The following is an 11,436-nucleotide window of genomic DNA, read 5'->3' as shown; positions in this document are numbered from 1 at the left end:
GTGCTGGAACGAACACTGCGTTCCATGAGAGCTCCCTTGGTGTCGTGCTGCGACGGCGTTGCTGCCCGCGACTCTACGTGGTCGCGGCCCGGGAGGCCATCGCATTCGTGTACACGCAGATCGCGGCGGCCGTCGCGAGGTTGAGACTCTCCGCGCGGCCGTACATCGGGATCTTGACCGCGAGATCGACCGACTCCAGGACCGCTTGCGGCAGTCCGTGCGCCTCGTTGCCGAAGACCCACGCGGTGGGCTCGGCGAAGGTCACCTGATCGAGCTCGGTGTCGGCGTAGCCGTGCGCGCCGAAAGTGCGGAGTCCGGCGGCGGAGCAGGCCTTCAAGGCCGCGTCGACGTCCCGGATCCGGGTGATGGCGGGGTGGAACAGGCTGCCGGCGGCCGCGCGGACGCATTTGCCGTTGTGCGGGTCGACACTGTCCCCGGCGAGGACGACCGCGTCGGCACCGGCGGCGTCCGCGACCCGGATCACGGTGCCCGCGTTACCGGGGTCCGCGACGTCGACGAGGACGACGACGAGCTTCGCGCCCGGCTTGAGAACGGTCTCTTGTGGACGGTCGACGTGCGCGCAGACCGCGACGATGCCTTGCGGCGTCACGGTCTCGGACAGCCCGTCGGCGGCGCGATCGGTGATCGGCGAGACGGGGACGCCCGCCTCACGCGCGGCGATGACCAGGCGCTGGTGCTGCGCGGCGGCGCGTTCGGTGACGAACAGCTCGTGCACCGTGCCGCCGTGTTCGAGCGCGGCTTCGACCGCGTTCGCGCCCTCGGCGAGGAACCGGCCCGTCTTCTCACGCTCGGCCCGGCGGGTGAGCTTGCGCGCAGCAACGACCCGGGGTGTCCGTTCGGTGAACGGAGCAGCCCCGGGCCGGTGAAGAGCGCTGTCGCCGGTCAGGCCGACTTCTTCTCTTCGGTGTTCACGTTCGCCTTGGCCAGCTCGGCCAGCGCGGTGAACGCGGCGGCGTCATTGACGGCGAGGTCCGCGAGGATCTTGCGGTCGACCTCGACACCCGCGGCCTTGAGGCCCTGGATGAACCGGTTGTAGGTCACGCCGTTGGCGCGGGCGGCCGCGTTGATGCGGGTGATCCACAGCTGGCGGAAGTCACCCTTGCGGGCACGACGGTCCCGGTAGGCGTAGTTCAGCGAGTGAAGCGTCTGCTCCTTCGCCTTGCGGTACAGCCGCGAACGCTGGCCGCGGTAGCCGCTGGCGAGCTCGAGAGTCGCGCGACGCTTCTTCTGGGCGTTTACAGCCCTCTTGACGCGTGCCACTGGGGTCCATCCTGTCGATCTGGGGCGCGCTGGCGCGCCCGGCGTTTACAAAGTGCGGGGTGTCAGCGGCCGAGAAGGCGCTTGACGCGGCCGACGTCGTTCTTGGCGATCTCGGTCGTGCCTTCGAGGCGACGGGTGAGCCTGTTGGACTTCTTCTCCATCAGGTGGCGGCGGCCGGCCTTCTGGCGGCGCAGCTTGCCCGAACCCGTGACGCGGACACGCTTGGACGTCCCGCTGTGCGTCTTCATCTTCGGCATTACGTTGTCCTCTTCCGTGCGGCGGCACACCGGTTGTTCCCGGTGTGCCGCTGACATGTGCTGGTCGGCGCTACGCGTCCGCGGGCGGCTCGGACGACTCGTCCTTCGCTGCCTTCGCGGCCTTCTGCGGCTTCACGTTCTTGTGCGGGGCCAACACCATGATCATGTTGCGACCGTCCTGCTTCGGCGACGACTCGACGAAACCGAGCTCGGTCACCTCGTCGGCGAGCTTCTGCAGCAGGCGGAACCCGAGTTCCGGCCGGGACTGCTCGCGACCGCGGAACATGATCGTGACCTTGACCTTGTTGCCGGCGGCCAGGAACCGCGACACGTGACCCTTCTTGGTCTCGTAGTCGTGCTGGTCGATCTTCGGCCGCAGCTTCTGCTCTTTGATGACGGTGAGCTGCTGGTTGCGGCGGGACTCGCGGGCCTTCTGCGCGCTCTCGTACTTGAACTTGCCGAAGTCCATGAGCTTGCATACGGGCGGGCGTGCCTGCGGGGCGACCTCGACGAGATCGAGATCGTTCTCCTGTGCCAGCCGCAGCGCATCTTCGATCCGGACGATGCCGACCTGTTCACCGGCCGGCCCGACGAGGCGGACCTCCGGTACCCGGATTCGGTCGTTGATGCGTGTCTCGGAGCTGATGGGGCCTCCCTGGTTCGAGGTAAATTCTTCTACCGTTTCGACCTGGTGCCCACATACCTAAGGCCCCGGTACCGTGCGGTACGCGGGGCCCACTCTTTCCGATCGTGTTCGATCTCCAGAACCGAACACACCGCCTCGACGCCCGAAATCGTCTTGGCGAGACCGGACCCGGACACCTGGTGTTGCGGCGGTGACACGGGTGGGAGCGGGGCTCCACTTGCCGCCCCCGATCGCTCGGGGGCTGGTCGCTCGTGGAAGGGTACCAGACGTGTCAGATGAACCCGTTCAGCAGCCCCCGTATTCCCCGGACGTCCGCGACCTGGAGGACATCCCGAGCGTCGAGGTGATCAGCAGGGCGGCCGTCATGCTGCTCTCCGCCGGCGCCGAACGTCTCGGCCTCGCGGACGAGGACCCGGCCAGCTCACCCCACCGCGACCTCGACGAGGCCCGCCGCCTGATCACCGCCCTCGCCGGACTGGTCACCGCTTCCGCAGAGTACCTCGGCCTCCACGCGGGGCCGTTGCGCGACGGCCTCCAGTCGCTGCAGAAGGCTTTCCGTGAGGCTTCGGCCGTGCCGGACGCGCCGGGCCAGGGCCCGGGCGAGAAGTACACGGGGCCGGTTTACTAGCCCCGAAGTACATGAAGGCCCCCTTCCTTACGTCTAGGTACAGGAAGGGGGCCTTCATGTACTTCCGCTTCTCCGTCAACTAACATTTCAGATGTGAGCGGGTTGGCGAAGGTGCCGAGGTCCCTCCTGAGGGACGAGGCCTACGAGAGCATCCGGCGGGCGATCATCGACGGGACGCTGCCGCCGGGGACGAACCTCCGCGACGGCGACCTCGCCGATCAGCTGGGGCTTTCCCGGGCTCCGGTGCGCCAAGCGCTGCTGAGGCTCGTCGAGGACGGTCTCGTCGAGTCGAAGCCACAGAGCTACACGCGCGTCGCGGGGTTCGTCCCCGACGACGTCCGTGACGCCCTGCAGCTCGTGCGCGCGCTGCACGAGTTCGCCGTCCGGGCGGGTGCGCCCCGGATGGGGCCGGCGGAGGTCGCGGCGATGCGCGCGGCCAACACCCGGTTCGCCGACGCGATCGCCGCCGGGGACATCGAGGCCGCGATCACCGCCGACGACGAACTCCACGACGTCCCCGTGGCCGCCGCACGCAACCGGGCGATCGCCGCGACGCTGGCCCGCTACACGCCCCTGCTGCGGCGTCTCGAATACGCCCGCTTCGGCTCCCTGCCCGCCCACCGATCGGTCCAGCGCCACGCGGAACTGGCCGACGCCCTCGAAGCGGGCGACGTCGACGCGGCCTGCGCGATCACCGCCACGATCTGGACCGAGCTCGAAGACCTCCTGGAGACGCCATGACCCTCGCCGATTTCCCGCGCTACCCACTGCTGTTCGGCCCCTCCCCCGTCCATCCGCTGGAGCGGCTCACCGCTCATCTCGGCGGCGCGAAGGTCTGGGCGAAACGCGAGGACGTCAACTCCGGGATCGCGTTCGGCGGCAACAAGACCCGGAAGCTCGAATACCTGGTCGCCGACGCGCTGGCCCAGGGCGCGGACACGCTGATCTCGATCGGCGGCGTGCAGTCGAACCACACCCGCCAGGTCGCCGCGGCCGCCGCGCGGGCCGGGCTCAAGGCCGTGCTGGTGCAGGAGAGCTGGGTCGACTGGAACGACCCGACGTACGACAAGGTCGGCAACATCCAGCTCTCGCGCATCCTCGGCGCGGACATCCGGATGGTCGAGGCCGGGTTCGGCGTCGGCTTCAAGGAGAGCTGGGAGAACGCGGTCAAGGAGATCGAAGCCGGCGGCGGGAAGCCGTACGCGATCCCGGCGGGCGGCTCGGACCACCGGCTCGGCGGGCTCGGTTTCGCGAACTGGATGGTCGAACTCGAAGCGCAGGAGGCGGAACTCGGCGTCTTCTTCGACACGGTGATCGTCTGTTCGGTGACCGGCAGCACGCAGGCCGGGATGGTCGCCGGGGCCGCGCTTTCCGAGAAGCCGCGCCGGATCCTCGGCGTCGACGGGTCGGCGAAACCGGCCGAGACCCGCGATCAGATCACCCGCATCGCCCGGGCGACCGCGGAACTGATCGGCGCAGGCGAGATCGGCGAGGTCGAACTGGACGAGCGCTACCACGCCGGGATCTACGGCATCCCGGACGAGTCCACGCTGGACGCGATCCGGACGCTGGCGCGGCTGGAGGGCGTGCTCACCGATCCGGTGTACGAGGGCAAGTCCATGGCGGGGCTGATCGACCTCGTCGCGCGGGGCGAGATCGCGCGGGACTCGAACGTGCTCTTCGCGCATCTGGGCGGGCAGCCCGCGCTGAACGGCTACACGAGCGTGCTCTAGCCCTCGTGCCAGCGGTGACTTGGACAACTCCGTGGGCGCGGTTGATCCCAACCCAAGTCCGTGAAGGCCTCCTTGAGGGACCCAGGGTCCCTCAAGGAGGCCTTCACGGACTCGATGTCGCCACAAGCACCAGCAGTCACCCGCGCGTCTCCGCGGGGATCAGTCCGTGACGGCCAGGACGTCGATCTCCACCAGCAGCCCGGCGGGCAGGCCGACGTACACGGTGGTGCGGGCCGGGTGCGGCGCCTCGCCGATCAGCTTGTTGTAGACCTCGTTGAACGCGCCGAAGTGGTCGACGTCGGTCAGGTACACGCGCACCATCATCGCGTCGGCCAGGCTCGAACCGGCGGCCTCGAGCACCGCCTCGATGTTCTTGAAGGTCTGCTCGGTCTGCTCACCGACGGTCTCGCCGACGATGGCGCCGGTGGCCGGGTCGAAGGCGACCTGGCCGGCCACCTGCAGGATGTTGCCCTTGCGGACCGCCTGCGAGAACGCGGCCACCGGCTTCGGCGCGTTCTCCGTGCTGATCGCGGTCTTGCTCATTCCAACTTCCCCTTTCGGTTCCCCGTCCATCCACTGTGGACGGAAGCTTCTTCGGCGGCGGCGATCAGCTCCGGCACGAGCGCCATCAGGCCGTCGTAGTCCAGCAGCACCTTCGGCACCGAGACGGACGCGGCGGCGAGCACCACGCCGCCCGGGCCGCGGACCGGCGCGGCGACGCAGTGGATGAAGTCCTCGTGCTCGGCGTTGTCCACCGCGTAGCCGCGGTCGGCGACGAGCGCGAGTTCCTTCTCGTAGGCCTCGGGCGTGGTGATCGTGTTCGGCGTCCGGACGAAGAAGTCGATCCTCGACACCACGTCCGCCTGCTTCTCCGGCGTCATCGCCGCGACGAGCACCTTGCCGACGGCGGTGCAGTGCAGGGGCGCGCGTTTCCCGATGCGGGAGTACATCCGCACCGAGTGCCTGCCCTCGAACTTGTCGATGTAGACGACCTCTCCGTCCTCATAGGAGGCGAGGTGCACGGTGTGCCCGGTGCGCGCGTTGAGCCCGGCGAGCGCGGATTGCGCGGTGCGGCGGACGTCGCGATCCTCCAGCGCCTGCTGTGCGAGGTCGAAGAGCGCACTGCCCAGCCGGTAGTACCGCTGCCCTTCCCGGCGCACGAAGTGGTGCGTCTCCAGGGTGCGCAGCAGGCGCAGCACGGTCGACTTGTGCACGCCGATCTCCTCGGCGAGCTGGTCCAGTGTCTTCGGCTCGCGGGCCAGCCCGCTCAGCAGCGTGAGCGCCCTGTCCAGGCTCTGGCTCATCCGCCCACCATTCCCTTGTCCGTCAGCTTGGCCGCCGCCCATGCTGCCTCATCCGCCGCCAGGAGCGTTTCGACGACGGATTCGGGCAGCGGCGTGCCCACGTCGTCGTGGGTCAGCAAGGTGGCCGCGGCCTGCAGATGACCGCGCCGCAGCCGGGTCGCGGGGTCGTCACCGCGCAGAGTGGCGGCGAGGAAACCGGCGGCGAACGCGTCGCCGGCACCGACCGGCTCCACGACGTCGACCTGGAGCGCGGGCGAGAAAAGCGGTGCTTCGTCGCCGTCGATCAGGGTCACGCCGCGTGCCCCGTGCTTGACGACCAGCGTCTTCGGTCCGGGCACCGCGGCGCGCAGCCGTGCCGGGTCGCCGGTCCCCCACACCCGCTCGGCCTCGTCCTCACCAGCGAGCACGATGTCGGCGCGGGCGGCCAGCCCGGCCAGCACCGACGGGTCGCGTCCGGTCCACAGCGCGGGCCGGAAGTTCACGTCGAACGACACCAGCGTGTCGCCACGCGGTCGTTCCATCAGCGCGCGCACCAGGTCCAGGCAGCCGTCCGACAGCGCGGGCGTGATCCCGGAAAGGTGGATGACGCGCACCCCGTCGAGTTCGAGCTTCCCCAGGAGCCCGGCGTCCATTCCGGACGCGGCGGAGCCCTTGCGGTAGTAGCGAACGGGGCTGCCGTCCGCGCCGCTTTCCTTGATGTAGAGCCCGGTCGGGCGCGTCGGATCGACCACGACCCCGCTGACGTCCACCCCCGCCGCGCCGATCTCGCGCACCAGCGCGCGGCCGAACGGATCGTCGCCGACGGCGCTCACCCAGGCGCTGGTGAAACCCAGCGCGGGGAGATGGCAGGCGACGTTCGATTCGGCCCCGCCGATGCTCCGCACCCACTTGCGTACCTCGTCGGGCGGCCCGGATTCGGCCGGCACGAACAAGGCCATCGACTCCCCGATGCACAGAACGTGGGGCGCGCTTGTCACCTTCGCGTCTCCTAGTCGTCACGCCGTTGACCTCCAGCGGACCGGATGCTACACCTATCCCACGCAATATGCGCAACGTCCGTTGCAACATACGCAACCGAGGTGAACCTCATGTTCGAAGCCGGCACCATCGATTCCGCCGCGGTCGCGGCCGTCCGGGAGGAGCGCGTCGACTGGCGCTTCCGCTCGGTCGCGCCTTCGCTGTCCGGTCTCACGATCGGCGAGGCCGCCGCCCGCGGCGCCAAGCTGTTCGACGACGGCTTCCTCGGCCCGTTCGTCGTTCTCGACGAAGAGGCCGTCGAGCACAACCTCCGCACGATGGCGGACTGGTGCGCCGAACGCGGGGTCGCGCTGGCCCCGCACGGCAAGACGACGATGGCGCCGCAGCTGTTCGAGCGGCAGCTGAAGCACGGCTCGTGGGGTATCACCTGCGCGAACGCCGGCCACCTGCGGATCTACCGCGCGTTCGGCGTTTCCCGGATCCTGCTGGCGAACCAGCTCCTCGACCCGTCCGGGTTGAAGTGGCTCGCCGCCGAGCTGGACGCCGACGACGACTTCGAGTTCGTCTGCTGGGTCGACTCGGTCCGCGGCGTCGAGCTGATGACCGAAGCCCTGCGCGGCGCCCGCCGCAAGGTGGACGTGCTGGTCGAACTCGGCGCCGAGGGCGGCCGCACCGGTGTCCGCGACACCGAGACCGCGCTCGCCGTCGCCGAGGCCGCGCACGCGAGCCCCGCTCTGCGGCTGCGTGGGTCCGGCGGCTACGAAGGCGCGCTTTCCCACCACACCGACGAGAAGTCGCTCCAGCTGATCAGCTCCTATGTGGACGGTCTGCGGGAACTCGTCTTCGCCTTCCACGCCAAGGGCCTGCTCGACGACGCCGGCCAGATCATCGTCACCGGCGGCGGCAGCGCGTACTTCGACCGCGTCGCCGACGAGCTCACCAAGGACTGGGGCGGCCTGGACGTCCTGCCGATCCTGCGCAGTGGCGCCTACGTGACCCACGACGACGGCTTCTACCGGGTGATCTCGCCACTGGGCGAACACCCGCGCATCGGGGGCGTCGCCTCGTTCCGGTCCGCGCTGCGCGCCTGGGCCCAGGTGACGTCGAAGCCGACGGACGAGCTCGCGCTGCTCACCATCGGCAAACGGGACGCTTCGTTCGACGAGGGCATGCCCGAGCCGCGCCTGATCCGCAAGGGCGACGGACCACCGTCCGCGCTCGAAGGTCATTCCATCCAGAAGATGAACGACCAGCACGCCTTTCTCACGCTGCCCGCGTCGTCGCCCGTCGAGGTCGGCGACTGGGTCGCCCTCGGCCTGTCGCATCCGTGCACCGTTTTCGACAAATGGCCCCTGATCCCGGTCGTCGGCCCCGACGGCGAGACCGTGCTCGATTTCGTCCGCACCCATTTCTGACTATCCGCTGGTGAACCCGCGACCGCGATCGACGTCGACAGGGCGCCGCCTGGTCATCCACGTCGCGGATGCGAATAAGGCGCCCTGCCACCGCGATAGCGGGGCCTTCGGCCGGGGCGGGTTCACACGTTCGGTCACCTATAAAGGTCGATCTTCAGCTCCGCCGACAATTTCTGATCCGTCCTCCACCGCCGCAGAGGAAGAATCACCATGGACATCGTTGTCCGTTCCGCACTGGTCGCCGACGGCACCGGGGATCCGCTCACCAGGCACGACGTGGGCATCACCGACGGCCGGATCGCCAGTGTCGCCGAACCCGGCTCGCTCGCGGGCCGCCGCACCATCGACGCCGAAGGACTCGTGCTCGCGCCCGGGTTCATCGACATGCATTCGCATTCCGATCTTCAGCTGCTCGCCAATCCGGATCACCTCGCGAAGCTCTCCCAGGGCGTCACGACCGAGGTGCTCGGGCAGGACGGGCTCTCCTACGCGCCCGTGAACGACGAGGTCCTCGCGGCGCTGCGCCAGCAGCTCGCCGGCTGGAACGACGATCCGGCGGGCTTCGACTGGAACTGGCGTTCCGTCGGCGAGTACCTCGACCGGCTCGACGCGGGGGTCGCGGTCAACGCGGCCTACCTGGTGCCGCAGGGCACCGTCCGCATGCTCACCGTCGGCTGGGAGGACCGGCCCGCGACCGAAGCCGAGATGATCGCGATGAAGGAACTCATCGCGACCGGGCTGGCCGAGGGCGCGATGGGCATGTCGTCCGGGCTCACCTACACACCGGGCATGTACGCGACCACCGAGGAACTCGTCGAGCTGTGCCGGGTCGTCGGGGAGAACGGCGGCTTCTACAGCCCGCACCACCGCAGCTACGGCAAGGGCGCGCTCGAGGCGTTCGGCGAGATGGTCGACGTCTCCCGCCGTTCGGGGTGCCCGCTGCACCTCGCGCACGCCACGATGAACTTCTCGGTGAACAAGGGCAAGGCGCCGGATCTGCTGGAGCTGCTCGATCGGGCGCTCGACGACGGCTGCGACATCACGCTGGACACCTATCCCTATCTCCCGGGCGCCACGTATCTTTCCGCGCTGTTGCCGAGCTGGGCCACCGAAGGCGGGCTCGACGCCACATTGGCCCGGTTGTCCGATGTGGACACCCGCGAGCGGATCCGCGCCGAGATCGAGGAGACCGGCTCCGACGGCGCCCACGGAGTGCCGATCGACTGGGAGGCCATCGAGATCAACGGTGTCCGCCGGGACGAGAACGCCCATCTCGTCGGGCATTCCGTCGCCGCGTCGGCGACGCGTGCCGGGAAACCGGCCGCGGAGCTGTACTTCGACGTCCTGCTTTCGGAAAAGCTCGGCACCTCGTGCCTGATGCACGTCGGGCACGAAGAGAACGTCCAGGCGATCATGCGGCACCGCACGCACACCGGCGGCAGCGACGGCCTGCTCGTCGGCGCGCGGCCGCATCCCCGCGCCTGGGGCACGTTCCCGCGTTACCTCGCGCGCTATGTCCGCGAACTCGGCGTCCTCGGCCTCGCCGAATGCGTCGCCCACCTCACCGGCCGCGCGGCACAGCGCCTGCGGCTGACCGACCGGGGTCTCGTCCGCGCCGGATACGCGGCGGACCTCGTGCTGTTCGACCCGGAAACCGTCGCCGACACCGCCACGTTCGACGAGCCGCGGCAGCAGGCCGCCGGTATCCCCTATGTCTTCGTCAACGGTGTCGCCGCCATCGACGATGGTCAACCGACCGGCGCCCTCGCCGGCCATTCACTGCGGAACCCCGGGAGTGCCCGATGATCGACTGGCTCCAACACACGACGGGAGGTCTCCTGACCCTCGCCGCCGTCTCGATCGCGGTGTTGTTGTTCCTCATCATCAAAGTCAAACTCGAGCCCTTCATCGCGCTGATCGTGGTCGGCCTGCTGACCGCGCTGGCCGCGGGCCTGCCGGTCGGCCAGATCGTCGGATCGGCACAGAAGGCGTCGGATTCCCTGCTGGAAAAGGGGTTCGGCGGAATCCTCGGCCATATCGCCGCGATCATCGGGCTCGGCACCATCCTCGGGTCCATTTTGGAGCGTTCCGGCGGAGCGAGGGTGCTCACCGGCGCGCTGCTGCGGGCCATCGGTGAGAAACGGGCCCCATTGGCGATGGGTCTCGCGGGTTTCGTCTTCGGTATCCCGGTCTTCTTCGACATCGGCATCTTCGTGCTGGCGCCGCTGGTCTACGTGGCCGCCAAACAGGGCGGTCGTTCACTCGTGCTGTACGCGCTGCCGCTGCTCGCCGGACTTTCGATCACCCACGCGTTCCTCCCGCCGCACCCCGGCCCGGTCGCCGCGGCGGGCCTGCTGCACGTGGAACTCGGCTGGATCATCCTGATGGGCCTGGTCTGCGGTATCCCGGCGTTCCTCGTCGGCGGCGTCGCGTACTCGACCTGGATCGGCAAACGCGTCGACGTGGAGGTTCCCGCGGAATTCCTGGTCGCCGAGGAAGAGGGCGAAAAGGAAACGAACCCGCCGTCGCTCGGTCTGGTGCTGGCGATCATCGCCGTCCCGCTGGTGCTGATCCTCGCCGGAACCTTCGGCAGCATCTGGCTTCCCAAGAATTCGGCGTCCGCCGGTGTCGCCGCGTTCATCGGGACCCCGGCGGTCGCGCTGACGATCTCGGTCCTGCTCGCGTCCTGGCTGCTCGGCCTGCGCCGCGGCCTCACCGGCAAGGACCTGAGCGAGCTTTCGGCGAAATCGCTCCGCCCGGTCGCGATGATCCTGCTGGTGGTCGGCGCGGGCGCGTTCTTCGGCGCCGTGCTGTCCGCCACGGGGATCGGCAAGGCCGTCGCGGGTTCGCTGGACAACGCCGGTCTCCCGGTCATCCTCGCCGCATACGTGATCAGCTGTGGAATGCGGATCGCGCAGGGTTCGGCGACCGTCGCGATCGTGACCACGAGCGGTATCGTCGCACCGACGGTGGCGACGCTGGGCTATTCGCAGATGCAGCTCGCGCTGCTGGTCGTCGCGATTTCGGCGGGTTCGATCATCGCCTCCCACGTGAACGACGGCGGTTTCTGGATCATCTCGCGGTACTTCAACATGACCGTGCCGCAGACCCTGAAAACGTGGACCGTATTGGAAACCGTCCTTTCCGTTTCCGGTTTCGGCGTGGCAGCATTGCTCATGGCAGTGGTTTAAACC

General features: G+C 69.0%; 13 protein-coding genes. 6 read left to right on the top strand and 7 right to left on the bottom strand.

All coding sequences use genetic code 11. The features are described from left to right. Positions 1–73: 73 nt before the first annotated feature. The 4 genes from CVV72_RS03115 to infC form a co-directional block, all read right to left on the bottom strand. On the bottom strand, positions 74–736 hold the full coding sequence (locus tag CVV72_RS03115) for an RNA methyltransferase (protein ID WP_255632486.1): 663 nt from the start codon (positions 734–736) through the stop codon (positions 74–76). Positions 737–903: 167 nt separating this feature from the next. Next, positions 904–1,281, bottom strand: coding sequence for a 50S ribosomal protein L20 (rplT, locus tag CVV72_RS03110; RefSeq protein WP_005163284.1), 378 nt, complete (start codon positions 1,279–1,281; stop codon positions 904–906). Between the two features lie 62 nt (positions 1,282–1,343). Continuing rightward, a complete protein-coding gene (gene rpmI, locus CVV72_RS03105) occupies positions 1,344–1,538 on the bottom strand; it encodes a 50S ribosomal protein L35 (RefSeq protein WP_007028043.1) in 195 nt (64 codons plus the stop codon). 70 nt (positions 1,539–1,608) lie between these two features. Next, positions 1,609–2,184 carry a translation initiation factor IF-3 gene (infC, locus tag CVV72_RS03100; protein WP_051071860.1) on the bottom strand — a complete coding sequence of 192 codons (576 nt, stop codon included), beginning with the start codon at positions 2,182–2,184 and terminating at the stop codon, positions 1,609–1,611. 268 nt (positions 2,185–2,452) lie between these two features. Here infC and CVV72_RS03095 point away from each other — a divergent pair, with 268 nt between their 5' ends. From CVV72_RS03095 to CVV72_RS03085, 3 genes are all read left to right on the top strand, one after another. Further along, positions 2,453–2,812 carry a DUF1844 domain-containing protein gene (locus tag CVV72_RS03095; RefSeq protein ID WP_005163289.1) on the top strand — a complete coding sequence of 120 codons (360 nt, stop codon included), beginning with the start codon at positions 2,453–2,455 and terminating at the stop codon, positions 2,810–2,812. A 102-nt stretch (positions 2,813–2,914) separates the two neighbouring features. Next, complete coding sequence (locus CVV72_RS03090) at positions 2,915–3,553, top strand: GntR family transcriptional regulator (protein ID WP_219153792.1); 639 nt, start codon at positions 2,915–2,917, stop codon at positions 3,551–3,553. Then, positions 3,550–4,545, top strand: coding sequence for a 1-aminocyclopropane-1-carboxylate deaminase (locus tag CVV72_RS03085; protein WP_219150944.1), 996 nt, complete (start codon positions 3,550–3,552; stop codon positions 4,543–4,545). Before CVV72_RS03090 ends, CVV72_RS03085 begins: the two co-directional genes overlap by 4 nt. 159 nt (positions 4,546–4,704) lie before the next feature. Here CVV72_RS03085 and CVV72_RS03080 read toward each other — a convergent pair whose 3' ends face one another. Genes CVV72_RS03080 through CVV72_RS03070 form a run of 3 tightly spaced genes read right to left on the bottom strand, consistent with a single transcriptional unit; the run spans position 4,705 to position 6,787 of the window. Continuing rightward, on the bottom strand, positions 4,705–5,088 hold the full coding sequence (locus CVV72_RS03080) for a RidA family protein (RefSeq protein ID WP_034321592.1): 384 nt from the start codon (positions 5,086–5,088) through the stop codon (positions 4,705–4,707). Next, positions 5,085–5,849: an IclR family transcriptional regulator gene (locus CVV72_RS03075; protein ID WP_034321589.1), complete on the bottom strand. Its 765-nt coding sequence runs from the start codon at positions 5,847–5,849 to the stop codon at positions 5,085–5,087. Before CVV72_RS03075 ends, CVV72_RS03080 begins: the two co-directional genes overlap by 4 nt. Then, positions 5,846–6,787 carry a sugar kinase gene (locus tag CVV72_RS03070; RefSeq protein ID WP_255632750.1) on the bottom strand — a complete coding sequence of 314 codons (942 nt, stop codon included), beginning with the start codon at positions 6,785–6,787 and terminating at the stop codon, positions 5,846–5,848. Before CVV72_RS03070 ends, CVV72_RS03075 begins: the two co-directional genes overlap by 4 nt. A gap of 150 nt (positions 6,788–6,937) precedes the next feature. Here CVV72_RS03070 and CVV72_RS03065 point away from each other — a divergent pair, with 150 nt between their 5' ends. The 3 genes from CVV72_RS03065 (at position 6,938) to CVV72_RS03055 (ending at position 11,433) form a co-directional block, all read left to right on the top strand. After that, positions 6,938–8,242, top strand: a complete 1,305-nt coding sequence (locus tag CVV72_RS03065; protein ID WP_219150942.1) for an amino acid deaminase — start codon at positions 6,938–6,940, stop codon at positions 8,240–8,242. Positions 8,243–8,452: 210 nt separating this feature from the next. Next, a complete protein-coding gene (locus CVV72_RS03060) occupies positions 8,453–10,048 on the top strand; it encodes an amidohydrolase family protein (RefSeq protein WP_219150941.1) in 1,596 nt (531 codons plus the stop codon). Next, positions 10,045–11,433 carry a GntP family permease gene (locus CVV72_RS03055; protein WP_219150940.1) on the top strand — a complete coding sequence of 463 codons (1,389 nt, stop codon included), beginning with the start codon at positions 10,045–10,047 and terminating at the stop codon, positions 11,431–11,433. The genes CVV72_RS03060 and CVV72_RS03055 overlap by 4 nt, the downstream gene beginning before the upstream one ends. Positions 11,434–11,436 lie beyond the last annotated feature (3 nt).

Source organism: Amycolatopsis sp. TNS106, assembly GCF_019330265.1.
GTDB lineage: Bacteria > Actinomycetota > Actinomycetes > Mycobacteriales > Pseudonocardiaceae > Amycolatopsis > Amycolatopsis lurida.
Note: the sequence above shows the minus strand (reverse complement) of the source record. Positions and strands in the feature narration are given on the sequence as shown.